The organism is Stenotrophomonas sp. YJH_SMC_64, assembly GCF_059371375.1.
The window spans coordinates 18,831-35,569 of record NZ_JCAFUN010000023.1 but is presented as its reverse complement, the minus strand read 5'-3'; the positions used below and the strand labels follow the sequence as shown (position 1 = coordinate 35,569).

Here is a 16,739-nt window from a genome sequence, read left to right as displayed (position 1 = left end):
CATGAACGCGCTGACCGATCGCCAGGCCTGGCTGTTCTCGATCAAGACCTACCTGGCCGCGGTGGCCGCGCTGTACATCGCCATGGCCGGCAACCTGTCGCGCCCGTACTGGGCGATGGGCACGGTGTACATCGTCAGCCAGCCGCTGCTGGGCCCAACCCGCGCCAAGGGCGTGTACCGCATCGTTGGCACCCTGGTGGCCGGCCTGGCTACCCTGCTGGTGCTGCCGGCGCTGGTGGAAACGCCGCTGGTGCTGAGCGCGGCGATGTCGATCTGGCTGGCCGGGTGCCTGTTCATGGCCCTGCTCAACCGCGGCCCGCGCGGTTACGCGTTCCTGCTGGCCGGCTACACCACCGCCTTCATCGGCTTCCCGGCAGTGACCTCGCCGGAGACCATCTTCGACACCGTGGTGGCGCGCAGCGAGGAGATCATCCTCGGCACCGTGGTGGCAGTGCTGTTTGCTTCGCTGCTGTTCCCGGCCTCGGTACGCCCGATGCTGCGCGCCCGCATCGGCAACTGGATGGAGGACGCGGCGCAGTGGTGCCGGCAGATCCTCGAACGCGGCCGCGCGCACGCGCCGCGCAACCGGCTCGCCGCCGACCTGGTGCAGTTCGAGGCGTTGATCGAGTTCCTGCGCCGCGACGACCCGCGCCATGCCGGTTCGGCAGTGTCGATGGAGCGGCTGCGCGAGCGCATGCTGCTGCTGTTGCCGGTGCTGTCCTCGATTGCCGATCGCTTGAGCGCACTGCGCAGCGATGGCCAGGCCCTGCCGGAAGGCCTGCCGGCGCTGGTCGACGACATCCATGACTGGCTGGACGGGCCCACCAACGCCAGCGAGTACGCCCGCCTGCGCGCGCGCATCAGTGCGTTGAAGCCGCAGGTGGACCGCGACCTGCAGCACCTGCAGCTGGCCAGCCTGCTGCTGCGCCTGGAGGAACTGGTGGACCTGTGGCAGGACTGCCGCACCCTGCAGCACGCGATCGACCAGGGCACCGCGCCGCTGGACCGTGCGCACTACCGCATCCGCACCGAGCGCGTAGCCGCCGACAAGCACGTCGACTACGGCATGGCGCTGTTCTCCGCACTCAGTGCCGGCGTGGCGCTGATGAGCTACTGCGTGCTGTGGATCGCGCTGGGGTGGGAAGGCGGCGGCAACGGCGCGATGATGGCCGCGGTGACCGCCGCATTTTTCGCCGCGCAGGACGATCCGGCGCCGAGCATGGTGTCGTTCCTGGTGTGGGCGATGGTCGCCTCGGTGGTGGCCGGCGTGTACCTGTTCGGCGTGTTCCCGGCTGTGCACGACTTCGGCCTGCTGGCGCTGGTGCTGGCGGTGGCGTTCCTGCCGCTGGGGCTGATGCTGCACCACCCCAAGAGCGCGCTGTTCGCGCTGCCGCTGACGGTCAACCTGGCCGCGCTGCTGAGCCTGCAGAACACCTACAGCGCCAACATCCAGACCTTCCTCAACTCGTCCATCGCGATGTTCATCGGCATTGGCTTTGCGGTGGTGATGACCCGCCTGTTCCGTTCGGTGGGCGCCGAGTGGACCGCGCGCCGGCTGGTGCGGCAGGGCTGGACCACGCTGGCCGAAGCCGCCGAAGGTCGTGGCCAGCAGGACCGCCAGCGCTTCGCCGCGCGCATGCTTGACCTGCTCGGCCTGCTCGCGCCGCGCCTGGCGGCAACGCCGGAGGGCAGCGACATCGCCTCGGTGGACATGCTCAATGAAGCACGCATCGGCCTGAACATCCTGCAGCTGCGCCGCGCCCGGCTGGAACTGCCCGAGCGCAGTCGCGAGGCGGTCGAGCACATTCTGGAAGAGGTCGCCGTGCACTACCGGCGGCAGATCGCCGCGCGCAAGCCGATTGTGGCGGCCGACGCGTTGCGCGAGCGGCTGGATACTTCGCTGGGCCGGGTCGGTAGCGTGGCCGCCTGCAAGGCCCGCGATGAAGCCCTGATGGGCCTGATCGGCCTGCGCTTCGCGCTGTTCCCGGAGGCGAAGGCGCTGGCGCCGGGGTGGGCGATGAGTGCAGCCGGACAGCCGTAGCGCGATACCCTGTGTAGCCACAGACCTCGTTGCCGGGGTCGGATCCTTCGCCCCGGGCGAAGGCTCTGACCCCTGCTCTGCACAGGAAGCTCCAATGAGTTACGACATGATGGTGTTCGAGACCAGCGCCGCCCCACGTGAGGCGGCGGCCTTCATCGCCTGGTTCGAGAAGCAGACGCAGTGGAACGAGCGCCACGAGTACGACGACCCGGTGGTCAGCAGCCCGTCGCTGCAGGCGTGGTTCGCGGAGATGGCGCAGGACTTCCCGCCGATGAACGGCCCATTGAGCAACGACGATGACGACCGTGCTGAGGTGACCGAGTACAGCATCGGCCGCGAGGTGATCTACGGCGCGTTTGCCTATTCGGTGGCCGAGCGCGCGCACGGCCGCGTGCAGGACCTGGCCGAGAAGCACGGCGTGGGTTTCTTCGATGTGAGTGCCGATGAAGCGGCGATCGTGTTCCCGGATGGGCTGGTGTTGATCGCGGAATGACGGGGGCGGCAGGGCTGCGCCCTGCACCTGCCGAATCGACGGCAACGGCAACGTCAAATGCGTGCTATCCGTGGGTTGGCGGGGTGGGTCCGGTTGCGGGGGACGCTGCAAGTACATCCTTGTAAGCTCGGTCGCCGCATCCATGCGGCTCACGCCCCCGCAACCGGACCCACCCCGCCTTCGACAGTTTTCCGGTGGCCGGTAGATCCACGCCATGCGTGGATGAGCGTGGAAATGATCGAAGTACGCTTCTGTAGAGTCGAGCCACGCTCGACTCCGTAGCCCATCAGCCGAGCATCGCTCGGCTCTACAGGAAGCGCATCGCGCCCGCGTCAAAACAACGTGCCCTGCACCGTAGGCTGTTCACTGCGCGTCGGTAATTCGATCACGTCTTCCGCACCCAGCCGCCAGGCCAGGCCACCCAATCGGCTGGCGTGGCGTTTCAATGCGGCCTGCAGCACCTCTGCGCTGCCCGCCACATGCAGCACTTGGCGGGCGCGGGTCAGGCCGGTGTAGACCAGCTCGCGCGACAGCACGCGGCTGTCCTGGCGTGGCAGCTGCAACCACACTTCATCGAACTCCGAGCCCTGTGCCTTGTGCACGGTCATCGCAAAGGCGCTTTCGTGCGCGGGCAGTGCGGCCGGGTGGAAGGCGCGCGGCTGGTCGACGCTGTCGCCGGGGAACCAGGCCACCATCGCGCCACTGCCATCGCGCAGGCAGATGCCGATATCGCCGTTGAACAGGCGGTGCCGGTAGCTGTTCTCGGTCACCAGCAGCAGGCGACCCTGGAAGTAGCCAGGGGTGTTGCCGGCCAGCAGCTGTTCGATGCGGCTGTTGAGCCCGCGCGCACCCTGCGGGCCTTCGCGCAGCGCGGTCAGCACGCGCAGGCGCCCGGCCTGCTGCAGGGCAAGCGCTGGATCGGCCGCGTCGGCCAGTGCACGCCAGTGGCCCAGCAGGTGCTCGCGCTGGCCGCGCAATGGATCGGCCTCGCCTTCGTGGAAATGCACGCCTGCCAGCGACCCACCGCGCAGCAGCTGCAATGCGGTACCGCTGTCGCCCTCGCGCACGGCATGCGCCAGCGGTGCCAGGTCCAGCGCATCGCTCTGCCGGTAACCACGTTGCAGCTGCACGCGGCGGCCGGCGAAGGCGCGCGGCGTGGCCTGCGGCTGCAACGTGGCCGGTGCCAACAGACCCTGCAGTGCCTGCGCATCATCGGCGCGGGTGCCGATGCCATCACCGCTGGCGCGCAGGATCGCGCTGAGCACATCACCGGCTTCGACCGAGGGCAACTGATCGGGGTCGCCAAGCAGGATCAGGCGGGTGCCGCTGGCGATCGCGTCGACCAGCTTGGCCATCATCGGCAGATCGATCATCGAGGCTTCGTCGACCACCACCACGTCCACCGGCAGCGGGTTGTCGGCGTGGTGGCGGAAGCGCGGCGAATCCGGGATCACGCCGAGCAGGCGATGCAGGGTGGTGCCGGTACTGGGCAATGCCGCGCACAGCGCCGGGTCCACGCCGTTCTCCTGCAGGCGCTGCACGGCCAGACGCAGGCTCTCGGCCATGCGCTCGGCGGCGCGTCCGGTAGGCGCGGCCAGCGCCACTTCGGGCAGCGGCTGGCCGGCGTGCCGGGCCTGCGCCGCCAGCAGCAGCAACAGGCGCGCGATGGTGGTGGTCTTGCCGGTGCCGGGGCCGCCAGTCACCAGCGCCAGCGGATGGCGCAGGGTCACGCCGGCGGCACGGGCCTGGTGATCCTCGCTGCCCGATGCCTGCGGGAACAGCTGCGCGAACAACGGTGCCAGCGCTGCCATGTCCGGTGCCGGCAGCGGATGCCGGCCGATGCGCTGCAGCCCGGCGGCCAGCTGCCGTTCGTACTCGCGGTAGCGGCGCAGGTAGAGCAGGCCGTTCTCCAGCACCAGCGGCGCATCCTCGGCGATGGCGTCGGCCTGCTCGGGTATAGCCACCCAAGGCGATGCGCGCAGTTGTGCCAGCCAGTCCTGCGCGGCGGGCCACTCGGGCACCCCTTCCAGCAGGCGCTGCGGCTGCGCCGGATCGAAGCCGGCGTGGCCCTGCGCCACCGCCAGCGAGGCCAGCGCCGCCGCCAGCGCCACGCTCTCCGGCGTGTCGCCGCGCAGCCGCATCAGGCTGGTCGCCAACGCGTGGTCGAGGGTGCGCAGCAGGCCCTTCTGGTGCAGTTCCTTCAGCAGGCTCATGCGCTGGCCCCACGGGCACGTGCGGCCAGTTCGGCCTGGGCCTGTTCGCCACCGGCGAACAACGCATCCAGTGCATCCACCAGCGCCAGCGGGAAGCGGTCCACATGCACACCGTTGCCGGTGCCATCGAGGCCGCGGCAGAACAGGTAGCGGATGCCGCCCATGTCACGCTCGTAGTCGTAGGCCGCGCCCAGGCGGAAGCGCAGCCAGCGATGCAGGGCCACGGTATAGATCAGCGCCTGCAGGTCGTACTCGCTGTGGCGCATGGCGATGGCCAGCAGGTCCTGGCTGTAGCCGGGCAGACGATTGGATTTGTAGTCGAGCACGTACCAGCGCCCGTCGCGCACGTAGGTCAGGTCGATCATGCCGGTCATCAGCCCTTCCAGGCGGCGGCGCTGGCCGAAGCCTCGACGACCACTGGAAACACCGTGGGCATGCAGCACCTGCAGCAGCGCCGGCACCGTGGTGGGTTCGATGGCGAAATGGAAGTCGATTTCCGCGCGACGCTCACCTTCACCCAGGCTGTGCAGCGCGCCGCCTTCGGGCAGCGGCACGGTGAGCGTGTGGCCGACCAGCGGCACCAGCACGGCCACGCCATCGTCCAGGTCGACGTCGGCATAGCCTTCGTCGTGCAGCGCCTTGCGCAGTACATCGGCCTGTCCCTCGGGCGCTTCCCGGCCCGGCTTCCAGTCACCCCAGGCAGCAAAGTCGACGTTCTCCATCGCCTCGTGCAGCACGTTGCCGAAGCGGCTGCCCATGAAGCGCGGGTCGATCGGCGCGCTGTCTTCGACGACGGCGGTGGGTTCGGGCAGCGCCGGTTCCAGCGGCAGCTCCGGGCCGGCCGGTTCATCGGCGGCCGGTGCCGGCAGCTCGGTGGCGGCGGCTTCAATATCACTGCCAGCGCCCGCATCGGCATGCGCCAGCTGGGTGAAGCTGTACACCCACCAGTCATGCGGCACGCGCCGGGTCAGAGCACGCACCGCCGGCAGGTCGCCTTCCACTTCGGCCGCCAGCTGCGGCAGCGCGGCCGGTGCCTCGCTGTCATCAATATGCACATCGGCGTGCGCGCGCAGCGCCTGCAGGTCACCCAGCAGTGGCGCCAGACGCGTCCTGCCGAGCCCGGCCAGATCACCCACGGCGATCCACAGCGCATGCTCGGCGCGGGTCAGTCCCACATAGAGCAGGCGCGCATCCTCGGCACGCTGCTCGCGCTCACGCTGCGCGTTGGCCGCTTCCCAGGCCTCGTCCTTGTCCAGCTTCCAGTGCAGCTGGCGCTGGCCGCCAACGTGCACGGTGCAGTGCGAGGCGGTGTTCGGCGCGCCGCCGTCGATGCCGACGAAGGGCAGGAACACCAGCGGATACTCCAGGCCCTTGCTCTTGTGCAGGGTGATGATCTGCACGCGGCGCGCATCCGACTCCAGGCGCAGGAGCTGCTGCTCGTCATCCTGGTCGGCACTGGCCATCTGCCCCTGCAGCCAGTCCAGCAGGCCATGCATGCCCAGCGCCTGCGCCGAGGCCTCCTGCAGCAGTTCACCCAGCTGCAGGTAATTGGTCAGGCGGCGCTCGCCATCGATCAGCGCCAGCAGGCGTTCACCCTGTGCGGCACAGACATCGGCAATCACTGCGAACGGTCCGCCGCGCTGCCAGCGCTCGCGCCAATGCAGCAGGTGTGCCTGGAACCCGCGTTGCAGGTCACCTTCGCGTTCCATTGCCGCGATCGCGCTGGCCCGCTGGCCAAGCAGCACGGTGGCCAGCGCTGCACGCAGGCGGCCTTCGTCGGCCGGTTGCAGCAGTGCCAGCAGCAGCGCACGAAGGTCGCGGGCTTCAGCAGTGGCGAACAGGCTCTGCTTGCCGGCCGCCACCGCGGGAATGCCGACCGCGGCCAGCGCGCGCTGTACCAGGGTGGCCTCGCGATGCGAGCGCACCAGCACCGCGATATCACCGGGCTGCACCGGTCGCTCACGCAACACGGCATTGCCCGTGCGCGCATCGACCAGGATCTGGTGAATCGCGGCCACGCAGGCCTGGGTCGCCGCATCACGCGAGGCATCGGCGCTCATCGCCTTGTCACCGCCACTGCGCAGCACACGCAGGGTGAGTGCCTTGGCGGCCTGCCCGTCGCGCAGGTAGTCCGCATCGCTGCGCACGCCACCGGGCCGCACCGGCTCGAACCGGATGTCGCGTTCGAGGAAGGCGTCTTCGCCACCGTTGTCGTACAGCGCCTGCAACGCGCGCAACACAGACGGTCGCGAGCGGAAGTTCTGGTCCAGCACCGGCGCCTGCTGCGCCACCTGCTTGGCCTTCAGGTAGGTGTGGATGTCGCCACCGCGGAAACCGTAGATCGCCTGCTTGGGGTCGCCGATCAGGAACAGCGCCGGCGCCAGGCCGAGTTCGCGCACCTCCGGCGAATCGCCGAACACGGTGTGGAAGATGCCCCACTGGCGATCGTCGGTGTCCTGGAACTCATCGACCAGCGCGATGCGGTACTGCGCACGCAGTTGCCTGACCAGCGTCAGCCGCTGCGGGCCTTCCAGGGCGAGCGCTACGCCATCAATCAGATCGTCGTAGGTCTGTACCCGGCGCGTACGCTTCAGCGCCTGCAGGCGCTGCGTGGCTTCGGCGCGAAGCGTGTGCAGGAAATCCAGCGCGGTGCCACGCAGCCAGGCATCGCGTTCGGCCAGCAGCGCGACATAGCGCGCCAACGGCGCCTGCAATGGCGACGACGGCGTGCGATCAGGGAATTTCTTGTTGGTCTTGTCGGCCAGCACCTCCGGCAGCAGTGCCGGCAGGCGATCGCTGGCCAGCAGCTCGCGCGGGTCGGCGCGCTCGGCCCAGGCCAGCAGCTGCCGGCCCAGCGCGTGCAGCCAGCCCAGCTTGTATGACACGCCGTTGAGCCACTTGTTGTCGACGGCATCGCAGAGGTCGATGAAGAACTGCTCGCCATGCTCGCGCACGCTTGCGGACAGTGCTTCCGCCGCGCTCTGCAATGCCGGGCGTGGATCGGCCAGCGCCGTCGGCCGTGGCAGCGGATGCAGCGGCGGTGTGCCCAGCAGCGCGCGCAGATCGGCGGCCAGCGCGTCGGGGCTGGACCACAGCCAGGTCAGCGGCTCCAGCGTGACCGGGTCGTTGGCATGCACGCGCCACAGATCGGCCGCGAGCTCCTCCAGCAGTTCACGGTCGCTGGCCAGCAGTTCCGGCGGATCAAAGGTGTGGCCGCTTTCCAGCGCATGCTCGCGCAGCACGCGGGTACAGAAACCATGAATGGTGAAGATGGACGCCAGGTCGATCTCGTCTGCGGCCACCTGCAGGCGGCGTTTCAGTGCGGCGGCGCTCTCGGTGCCGCCCCGCAGATGGCGCTGCAGCACGTCGCGCGTCAATCGTACCTCCGGTGCTTCACCGTCGGCCGCTTCCAGGTCGACCAGGCGCGCGGCCAGCGCCAGCCGCTCGCGGATGCGCTTGCGCAGTTCCTGGGTGGCGGCATCGGTGAAGGTCACCGCCAGGATCTGGCCGATGCGCAGGCCCTGCTCCACCACCAGGCGGGTGAACAACGTGGCCAGGGTGAAGGTCTTGCCGGTGCCGGCGCTGGCTTCGATCAGCCGGATGCCCTCCAGCGACAGCGCCAGATAGGGATCGCGGCTGAGGGATTCGAGGCCGTCTTCGGCGATGGCGGTGTTCATGCGCTGCCCTCCTGGCGTGCTTCGGTGCCGAGAGCGCGGCCTTCGCGCACCGCGCTGAAGACCACCTGGCTGTTGCGCAGCAGGTCAGCGTAGCTGGCCTCGGTAGCGAACGGGTCGGCACCCCGCAGCAGCAGCTGCCAGGCGTCGCTGCTGGATTCACCCCAGCTGCGGTCGCTGCCGTGCCACTGCTTCCAGCCTTCGCTGCGCTGCTTTTCTGCTGGCGCGTTGTACAGCACCCAACCGGTGTACGGGGCAAAGCGCAGCGGCTCGCGCAGGCCACGCTGGCGCAGCTGCAGCAGCGCACGCAGCGCCGCACGTGCAGCGGGAACGCTCAGTGCCGGCAGTACATGCGGGCCGGGACCGGCGTCGCCACCATCATGGAACTGCACAAGCGGCAGCGCGTCGCCCGCCGCGTTCGCCAGCAGCCAGTCCAGGCCGTGGCGGATCACTGCATTGCCATTGAGCGTGCCGGCACGCAAGCGCACCAGCCCTTCCGGATGCCGATCGGCCACGCGGCCATGCAGGCGCACGCCATCGATGTCCACTTCGTAGCGACGGCTTTCCAGTGGTTCGCCCTGCAGCCAGCCCAGCAGCGCACTGGCATACGGGCGTGTCTTCAACTGCTCCACCTCGAACTGACGCTCGCCCAATGGACCCGACGGCAGCAGGCCACGCGCGCGCAGGCGTGGGTACAACGGCTCGGTATCGCCGCTGAGCGTGGCGCGCACTACCGCCGCCTGCACGCTGCGCTTTTCCGGCCCGCGCGAGGACAGCACCAGCGGTTCCAGGTCATCCACCTCCTCGACCTCGTCGGCCAGGCGCAGGCCCAGCGACTGTGCGAGGAACTGCCCGGCCGGGTCGCACAGGAAGCGGCGCAGGGTATCGAGCGCGACCTCCTCCTCCACCGCGTCGTCGAGCGGCGGCGGCAACGGTGCATCGAACCACGGCTGCAGGCCACCGCGCTGGCCGGTGAGGCGACCGGCGGCTGGGTGCCACTGGCGGCGATAGCTGAAGCGACGCGGATCGCCATCACCGAACGCCGCCGGTGAGAACGGCTGCAGGGCGTGGCGCACGGTGAAGTCGCGGACCGCCGCAGGCGGATCGAGGTGATACGCGGCGGCGGCGTCGATCAGTTCGCTGACCAGCACCGACGGCTCGCGCACGCTGCCATCGCGCGGATCGGCGCCGAGATAGCTGAGATAGAACACCTCCTGCGCCGCGGCGAACAGCTGCAGGAACAGGAAGCGGTCATCCTCGCGGGTGGAGCGGTCGCCCGGACGGCGGCGCGGCGTATCCAGCTCGGCAGTGAGCTGGTTGAGACCGGCAGCGGGGTCACGGCGCGGGAAATCGCCATCATTGAGGCCGAGCACGCAGATCACCCGGAACGGCAGCAGGCGCATCGGCACCATGCGGCCGAAACTGATGCCACCGGTCAGCAGCGGTGCGCGCGTATCGGCCTCGCCCAGCGCGCCGGCGAAGTGCGCGCGCACCACCTCTGGCGGCACGCCTTCCTCGAAGCCGGCCTTGGCGGCATCTTCGGCGAACTGGTTGAGCAGCTTGCGCAGGCGCTCCAGCGCGCGCTGGCTGTTGGGGGAACTGGGCGCGGTGGGCAGCAGTGCATCCAGCAGCGACAGCAGGCGTTGCCGCCACTGCGCCGGGGTGAGCAGCTCGCCCAGTCGGCGCTGGTAGATGGCCAGCACGCGCAGCAGGCGCAGCAGCCGGTCCAGCGCGTCCAGCGCACCGCCTTCCAGTTCGATCCACGGCGCCACGCCGGCCAGGTCGGCCTCGCTGCCGGTGGCGTGGCCGAGTACCAGGCGATCCAGCGCGAACTGCCAGGTGTAGGCGTCGTCGGCCGGTGCCTGGTGCTGGTTGCGGTGTTTCGCATCCAGGCCCCAGCGTGCACCGGCCTGTTGCAGCCAGCCATGCAGGCGGTCGAAGTCCACCGCTTCCAGCCCGGCCGCCTCGGCCAGCGGCGCGCTGGCCAGCAGGTCCAGCACTTCGTTCAAGCCAAAGCGCGAGACCGGCAGGCCCAGCAGGTGCACGAACACATCGGCCAACGGCTCGCCGGCCAGCGGACTGCTGTCGGCCAGCGCATACGGAATGTGTTCCTCCTCGCCGCCGCGACCGCCGAACACCGCTTCCAGGTACGGCACATAGGGATCGATGTCCGGTGCCAACACCGCGATCTCGCGCGCCTGCAGCGGCGGGTCGAAGCGCGGGTCCTGCAGCAGGCTGCGCAGCTGGTCGTGCAGCACCTGCAGCTCGCGCAGGCGGGTATGGCAGGCATGCACCTGCAGGCTGGGGTCGTCGCTGCGCAGGCCGTCGCGCAGCTCGCCCGAGGGCAGCGCGCGGCGGTGGAACAGGTCACGCTGCAGGCGATGCAGCAGGCTGTCGGACAGGCCGCCTTCGTCCAGGGTCGGGCGGGTGTCCTCCTCCGGATCGGAATAGGCAGCGATTTCGCCGGCCGGATGCACCACCTCGTAACTGCCCAGCACCGCCATGAAGTCGCGCCCGGCCGCACCCCAGGCTTCCAGCAGGCGGTTCTCGCCGGCCGCTTCGCCGAAGGGGTCCGGTGCGCCGCTGCGCAGGCGCTCGGCCAGCGTCTGCAGGTCACCCCAGTACGACTGCACCGGGGTAGGCATATAGAAATGCAGTTCGCCCACCCGCGCCTGGGTGGCCATCACCCGCAGCACGTCGGGCGAGATGTTGAGCGTTGCGAACGCAGACATGCGCGGTGGCAAGCCCTTCGGCAGCGGTTGGACGGCACCTTCGAAACGGTCCAGGTACTCCTGGATGCGGCGCGCGCGGTAGTCGTGGCCCTGGGTGATGGTGCGCCACAGGATCGCCTGCGGGTCGGCAGGATCGGCACCGGCTGCCCAGCGCAGCAGCCAGTCACGGCGCCACGCCTGGTACTTTTCAAATACCGAGGCCAGCTCGCCGGCCAGCGCCCAGGGTTTCAATGCGTCACCGCCGGCAAGATAGGACTGCAGCGCACGCATCGGTGGCTGCGCCAGCAATGTCGGGTCGCGCAGGGCCTGGTACAGCTTCCAGTGCAGGCCGGCCGCGTCCAGATCGTCCTGCTCGCCGCTGACGTTGGCCTTCAGCGCGCGGGCCACGAACTCGCCCGGGGTGAGGAATTCGAGGTTGGCGGCGACACCGAATTCGGCGGCCAGTGTCGCTTGCAGCCAGCGGCGCATCGCCACCTGCGGGATCAACACCACTTCCGGCGCCAGCAACGGCTGGCCTGGCACCGGCGCACGCACGTTGCGCGCCAGCAGCGCGGCCAGCACGTCCAGCGAGTTGGAATGGTAGAGGCGGAAATCGCTGCCTGGGTCACTCATCATGCACAGTGTGCAGGACGGCAGGCAGTATTCAATGGTCGGCCCATCGACGGTACGGATTGTTCCGGGCTGCCGGCCGATTGTCCCGGCCTGCGCCACGCCCTGCCGTGCAACAATACTGCACCGTCCAGTCTGCTTATGTTCAGCCGGCTGGCCCGATCCTTCGATGTCTAAAAAACGTTAATGGTGCCCATGTCGGCTTCCACCTCCAGTCTGGTGCAGTTGTCCAACGTCCGCATCGACCGGAGCGGACGCACGATCCTGCGTGACGTGTCGCTGCAGGTGCCGCAGGGCAGCATCACCGCCGTGCTCGGCCCCTCCGGCAGCGGCAAGTCGACCCTGCTGGCGGCGCTGACCGGCGAACTGCGACCGGTGGCCGGCGACGTTACCCTGTTCGGCAAGCCGATCCCGCATGACAGCAGCGCGCTGCTGGAGATGCGCAAGAGCGTGGGCGTGCTGCTGCAGGGCAATGGTCTGCTGACCGACCTCACCGTGGCCGAGAACGTCGCCCTGCCGCTGCGTACGCATACCCGCCTGCCGGCCGCCGTGCTGCGCCGGCTGGTGGAGATGAAGCTGCATGCGGTGGGCCTGCTGGCCGCCGCCGACGCCTGGCCGCGCGAGCTGTCCGGCGGCATGGCGCGCCGTGTGGCGCTGGCCCGTGCGCTGGCGCTGGACCCGCCGCTGATGATCTACGACGAGCCGCTGACCGGGCTGGACCCGATCGCCTCCGGGGTGATCATGAGCCTGATCCAGCGCCTCAACCACAGCCTGGGCCTGACCAGCATCATCGTCAGCCACCACGTGCACGAGACCCTGCCGATCTGCGACCAGGTGATCGCCATCGCCAATGGCGGCGTCGTGTTCCAAGGGACGCCCGAGGCACTGCAGTCCAGCCAGGATCCGCTGCTGCGGCAGTTCCTGCATGGCCAGCCGGATGGCCCGATTCCGTTCGATGCCGCGCCACGCGCGAGGGTTGCCTGATGCCGTTCGTCCAAGCCACCCGCTCGCTGGGCCGCGCCGGGCTGTTCTCGCTGACCGTGCTGCGCGGTTCCCTGCCGACCCGTGATTTCCTGGCCGAACTGACCCGCGAGATCTACAAGATCGGCGCGCGCTCGCTGCCGATCATCGCCGTCGGTGGCGCCTTCGTCGGCCTGGTGCTGACCCTGCAGGGCTACCGCACGCTGACCACCTTCGGCGCGGCCGACGCGTTGTCGACCCTGCTTGGCCTGTCGCTGTACCGCGAACTGGCGCCGGTGCTGACCGCGCTGCTGTTCATCGGCCGCGCCGGCAGTTCGATCGCCGCCGAGCTGGGCCTGATGCGCGCCACCGACCAGATCAAGGCGCTGGAGCTGATGGCGATCGACCCAGTGGCCAAGGCCGTGGCGCCACGCTTCTGGGCGGCGGTGCTGACCGTGCCGCTGCTGACCGGCATCTTCTGCTCGCTGGCGATCAGTGCCAGCTACTTCGAGGCCGTGCACGTGCTGGGCCTGGACAATGGCGTGTTCTGGTCGGCGCTGCGCAACAGCGTCGATTTCTGGGATGACTTCGGCGTGGCGATGCTGAAGTCGGCGATCTTCGGCGGCACCGCCGCGCTGGTCGCCGCCTATGTTGGTTTCCATGCCGAGCCGACCATTGAAGGCACGTCGGTGGCGACCACCCGTGCAGTGGTCAACGCTTCGCTGCTGGTGCTGATGTTCAACTTCGTTCTGTCGGCAATGTTGTTCACCTAACCCCTCCACCGGCGGTGCGCAGGCGCGCGCGGCCACCACGACTCGATCAGGTAATCCACATGGCCATCCGCGGTCCCAGACTCGAATTCTCCGTCGGCGCTTTCCTGCTGCTGGCCCTGGCCTCGCTGATGGTGCTGGCCGTGGCCTCGACCAACCAGCGCTGGAGCTGGGGCAGCCAGGGCTACGAGCTGAAGGCGCGCTTCTCCCAGGTCGGCCAGCTGCGCAAGCAGGCGCCGGTGAAGATCGGCGGCGTCACCGTCGGCCAGGTCGCCTCCATCGACCTGGACCCGGTGAAGTTCGAATCGATCGTGACCCTGCGCATGGACAGCAAGGTCAAGGACCTGCCGGCGGACACCTCGGCCGGCATCTTCACCAGTGGTTTGCTCGGCGAGAGCTATATCGGACTGCAGCCGGGCGGTGATCCGGACGTGCTGAAGGCCGGCGACGAAATTGTCTTCACCCAGCCGGCGGTTGACCTGATCCAGCTGGTCGGCAAGTACATGTTCAGTGGCGGCGCCGGTGGCGGCGCTGCTCAGAAGCCCAACGATGGCGCGCAGGCGCCTGCAACGGAACCGCAACCATGAAGATGAAACTGATCCCGGCCCTGCTCGCCTCGGCGCTGCTGGTGGCTACTCCGTTCCTCGCCCAGGCCCAGGCCGCCGCCCCCGCCGCTGCCGCGGCGCAGGGCCAGGCCGGCAAGGTGGTGATCGATGCCAGCACGCGCATCCTCACCACCCTGCAGCAGCGCAGGAGCGAATTCGGCAGCAACCCGGCCAGCCTGCGCAACTACATCGACAGCGAACTGAACCGCACCTTCGACCGCGACTATGCCGCGCGCCTGGTGCTGGGCCCGCACGCCCGTGGTGCCTCGGATGCCGACATCAAGCTGTTCGCCGATGCCATGGCCGACAGCCTCATGCAGCGCTATGGTTCGACCCTGCTCAACATCCAGGGCAAGCCGAGCTTCCGCCTGAAGGGTGAAAGCCCGCTGCCGGGCAACCGCGGCGTGCGCGTGAGCACCGAGCTGGTGCGTGCCGGCAGCGAGCCGACCCCTGTCGAGTACTGGATGCGCAACGTGAACGGCCAGTGGAAGATCTTCGACGTCAACATCGAAGGCATCTCCTACGTGCAGACGTTCCGCAACCAGTTCGACACCCCGCTGCGCCAGAAGGGCATCAAGCAGGTGGCCAGCGAGCTGCACAGCGGCAGCATGCAGGCCGGGCCCGCGGGCAATGGCAAGTAACGCACTGGCGCTGCTGGAAGGCGACACCCTGCGCCTGCGCGGGGTGCTCGACCGCGCTGCGGTGATCGCGCTATGGCCGCAGCTGCAGGCCCTGCCGGCAAAGCTGGCACGGCTGGATCTGGCTGAGGTCGAACGCGTGGACAGCGCCGGCCTGGCCCTGCTGGCCGAGCTGGCGGCACGTGCGCGCAAGGCCGGCCATCCGCTGGTGATCACCGGCGCGCCGGCTGGCTACAACGAACTGAGCGCGGCCTACCGGCTGTCGCCCAACCTGGATTTCAACGCTACTTCTGCTGCGAGCTGACATGAACGTCGTGCGCACTCTCCCCCTGATCGTCCTGGCCACCGCCCTCACCGCCTGTGCCGGCAAGCCCGCGCGCAGCGATGCACCGGCAGCCAGCACCGTGGTCCCGGCCAGTTCTTCCACCTCGCCCGCCGTCGCGGCCACCGATGCCGGCACGGCTGACGCTGCCCTGGTCGCGCCGGTGGCCAATCCGCCGGCTGCTGCCGCATCGTCGCCGGCTGCTCCCACCGACAGCGGCGACGGCAGCGCGGCGAAGACCTCAGCCGCCACCGCGCCCGGTGGCGATGACGACTTCGATGCCCTCTATGGCGGTGCCGGCAACACCACCAACGCAGCGGCCTACGATCCGTGGGAACCGTTCAACCGCAAGGTGCACAAGTTCAACAACGCGGTCGACCGCGGCGTCGCGCGTCCGCTGGCCACCGCCTATACCCACGTGGTGCCGCGCTTCGCCCGCACCGGCGTCAGCAACTTCTTCAGCAACCTGCGCGCGCCGGTGACCATCACCAACCAGCTGCTGCAGGGCCGCGGTGCCGATGCATGGGACAGCCTCGGCCGCTTCCTGATGAACAGCACGCTGGGCATCGGTGGCCTGTTCGATCCGGCCAGCAAGGCGATGGTGCCGCGCCGCAATGAGGACTTCGGCCAGACCCTGGGTGCCTGGGGCTGGCGTCGTTCGCGCTACGTGGAACTGCCGTTCTTCGGCCCGCGTACCGTGCGCGACGTGTTCGGCCTGGCCGGCGACATTCCGTTGTCGCCGATCCGCCGTATCGAAGAGGACAAGGTCCGCATCGGCCTGCAGGGCCTGCAGCTGGTCGATACCCGCGCGCAGCTGCTGGCGATCGACGACCTGCGTGACACTGCCGTGGACGAGTACTCGCTGGTGCGCGATGCATGGATGCAGCGTCGCAACTACCAGATCGAGAACGATCTGCGCAGCAAGCGCGAGCGTGGCCACGACGACGCCAATTCGCCGATCCCGGTCGATGCGATGCCGATGCCGCAGTGGACGCACTGAGTCCTTTCAGCGACGCATGAAAAACCCCGCCTCGGCGGGGTTTTTCTTTGGCCCCGTGGGTGGGGTCGGAGCCCTTTCCCGTGGAAAGGGATCCGACCCCGGCCGATCAGGCAGCCAGCGCGGCTTCGATGGCTTCGCGCAGGCGCGCGTCGTCAGCCGCCACGTCCGGGGCGAAGCGGGCGATGACCTTGCCGTCGCGGCCGACCAGGAACTTCTCGAAGTTCCACAGCACCGCCGGCGCGGCGTGGATCGGAATCTCCTTGCTGGCCAGGCGCTCGCGCAGCGGGCCTTCGCCGATCGACTGCGGCTGCGCAGCGGTCAGCTGCTGGTACAGCGGGTGGGTGTCGTCACCGGCCACGCTGATCTTGGAGAACATCGGGAAACTGACATCGTAGGTGAGCTGGCAGAACTGCTGGATCTCCGCTTCGCTGCCCGGCTCCTGGCCGAGGAAGTTGTTGGCCGGGAAGCCCAGCACTTCCAGGCCCTGTGCGTGCTTTTCCGCATACAGCGCCTGCAGGCCTTCGTACTGCGGGGTCAAGCCGCACTTGGAGGCGACGTTGACCAGCAGCAGTACCTTGCCCTGGTAGTCGGCAAGCGAGGACGGCTGGCCGTCGATGGTGGTGAGGGAAATGTCCTGGATCGAAGTGCTCACGCGGGGGCTCCGGCAACAGCGGGGAATGGC

Annotated in this window: 12 protein-coding genes; 8 read left to right on the top strand and 4 right to left on the bottom strand. The window is 69.0% G+C overall.

From position 1 onward, the window contains the following. The first annotated feature begins 1 nt into the window (after position 1). Positions 2 to 2,041, top strand: coding sequence for an FUSC family protein (locus AC5P9L_RS20275; protein ID WP_262101750.1), 2,040 nt, complete (start codon positions 2 to 4; stop codon positions 2,039 to 2,041). A 94-nt stretch (positions 2,042 to 2,135) separates the two neighbouring features. After that, the gene (locus AC5P9L_RS20270) at positions 2,136 to 2,534 is read left to right on the top strand and encodes a hypothetical protein (protein ID WP_099484832.1); all 399 of its coding nucleotides are present in this window, start codon (positions 2,136 to 2,138) and stop codon (positions 2,532 to 2,534) included. A gap of 332 nt (positions 2,535 to 2,866) precedes the next feature. Here AC5P9L_RS20270 and recD read toward each other — a convergent pair whose 3' ends face one another. Genes recD through recC form a run of 3 tightly spaced genes read right to left on the bottom strand, consistent with a single transcriptional unit; the run spans position 2,867 to position 11,768 of the window. After that, complete coding sequence (gene recD / locus AC5P9L_RS20265) at positions 2,867 to 4,747, bottom strand: exodeoxyribonuclease V subunit alpha (RefSeq protein ID WP_262101749.1); 1,881 nt, start codon at positions 4,745 to 4,747, stop codon at positions 2,867 to 2,869. Then, positions 4,744 to 8,424, bottom strand: a complete 3,681-nt coding sequence (gene recB / locus AC5P9L_RS20260) for an exodeoxyribonuclease V subunit beta (RefSeq protein ID WP_111193921.1) — start codon at positions 8,422 to 8,424, stop codon at positions 4,744 to 4,746. Before recB ends, recD begins: the two co-directional genes overlap by 4 nt. Continuing rightward, positions 8,421 to 11,768: an exodeoxyribonuclease V subunit gamma gene (recC, locus tag AC5P9L_RS20255; protein WP_279915788.1), complete on the bottom strand. Its 3,348-nt coding sequence runs from the start codon at positions 11,766 to 11,768 to the stop codon at positions 8,421 to 8,423. The genes recB and recC overlap by 4 nt, the downstream gene beginning before the upstream one ends. Before the next feature lie 189 nt (positions 11,769 to 11,957). Here recC and AC5P9L_RS20250 point away from each other — a divergent pair, with 189 nt between their 5' ends. From AC5P9L_RS20250 to AC5P9L_RS20225, 6 genes are read left to right on the top strand one after another with little or no spacing between them, the layout of a single operon-like run. Then, positions 11,958 to 12,746, top strand: coding sequence for an ABC transporter ATP-binding protein (locus AC5P9L_RS20250; RefSeq protein ID WP_005411704.1), 789 nt, complete (start codon positions 11,958 to 11,960; stop codon positions 12,744 to 12,746). After that, positions 12,746 to 13,495, top strand: coding sequence for an MlaE family lipid ABC transporter permease subunit (locus tag AC5P9L_RS20245; protein WP_005414955.1), 750 nt, complete (start codon positions 12,746 to 12,748; stop codon positions 13,493 to 13,495). Before AC5P9L_RS20250 ends, AC5P9L_RS20245 begins: the two co-directional genes overlap by 1 nt. Positions 13,496 to 13,554: 59 nt before the next feature. Further along, on the top strand, positions 13,555 to 14,079 hold the full coding sequence (mlaD, locus tag AC5P9L_RS20240; RefSeq protein WP_005411706.1) for an outer membrane lipid asymmetry maintenance protein MlaD: 525 nt from the start codon (positions 13,555 to 13,557) through the stop codon (positions 14,077 to 14,079). Then, entirely contained in the window at positions 14,076 to 14,738 is a 663-nt protein-coding gene (locus tag AC5P9L_RS20235; RefSeq protein ID WP_049417748.1) for an MlaC/ttg2D family ABC transporter substrate-binding protein, read from the top strand. Before mlaD ends, AC5P9L_RS20235 begins: the two co-directional genes overlap by 4 nt. Next, positions 14,728 to 15,039, top strand: a complete 312-nt coding sequence (locus AC5P9L_RS20230) for an STAS domain-containing protein (RefSeq protein WP_005414956.1) — start codon at positions 14,728 to 14,730, stop codon at positions 15,037 to 15,039. Before AC5P9L_RS20235 ends, AC5P9L_RS20230 begins: the two co-directional genes overlap by 11 nt. 1 nt (position 15,040) lies before the next feature. Beyond that, positions 15,041 to 16,057 (top strand): MlaA family lipoprotein, encoded by a 1,017-nt coding sequence (locus AC5P9L_RS20225; protein WP_043035321.1) that lies wholly within the window; start codon positions 15,041 to 15,043, stop codon positions 16,055 to 16,057. Positions 16,058 to 16,163: 106 nt separating this feature from the next. On the opposite strand, the gene AC5P9L_RS20220 is transcribed toward AC5P9L_RS20225, so the two are convergent. Next, positions 16,164 to 16,709, bottom strand: a complete 546-nt coding sequence (locus AC5P9L_RS20220; protein ID WP_005411710.1) for a glutathione peroxidase — start codon at positions 16,707 to 16,709, stop codon at positions 16,164 to 16,166. Positions 16,710 to 16,739 lie beyond the last annotated feature (30 nt).

Excerpts from the sequence above, each read along its gene's own strand:
- AC5P9L_RS20275 (WP_262101750.1), top strand. The coding sequence starts at position 2 with ATGAACGCGCTGACCGATCGCCAGGCCTGGCTGTTCTCGATCAAGACC.
- AC5P9L_RS20270 (WP_099484832.1), top strand. The coding sequence starts at position 2,136 with ATGAGTTACGACATGATGGTGTTCGAGACCAGCGCCGCCCCACGTGAG.
- recD (WP_262101749.1), bottom strand. The coding sequence starts at position 4,747 with ATGAGCCTGCTGAAGGAACTGCACCAGAAGGGCCTGCTGCGCACCCTC.
- recB (WP_111193921.1), bottom strand. The coding sequence starts at position 8,424 with ATGAACACCGCCATCGCCGAAGACGGCCTCGAATCCCTCAGCCGCGAT.
- recC (WP_279915788.1), bottom strand. The coding sequence starts at position 11,768 with ATGATGAGTGACCCAGGCAGCGATTTCCGCCTCTACCATTCCAACTCG.
- AC5P9L_RS20250 (WP_005411704.1), top strand. The coding sequence starts at position 11,958 with ATGTCGGCTTCCACCTCCAGTCTGGTGCAGTTGTCCAACGTCCGCATC.
- AC5P9L_RS20245 (WP_005414955.1), top strand. The coding sequence starts at position 12,746 with ATGCCGTTCGTCCAAGCCACCCGCTCGCTGGGCCGCGCCGGGCTGTTC.
- mlaD (WP_005411706.1), top strand. The coding sequence starts at position 13,555 with ATGGCCATCCGCGGTCCCAGACTCGAATTCTCCGTCGGCGCTTTCCTG.
- AC5P9L_RS20235 (WP_049417748.1), top strand. The coding sequence starts at position 14,076 with ATGAAGATGAAACTGATCCCGGCCCTGCTCGCCTCGGCGCTGCTGGTG.
- AC5P9L_RS20230 (WP_005414956.1), top strand. The coding sequence starts at position 14,728 with ATGGCAAGTAACGCACTGGCGCTGCTGGAAGGCGACACCCTGCGCCTG.
- AC5P9L_RS20225 (WP_043035321.1), top strand. The coding sequence starts at position 15,041 with ATGAACGTCGTGCGCACTCTCCCCCTGATCGTCCTGGCCACCGCCCTC.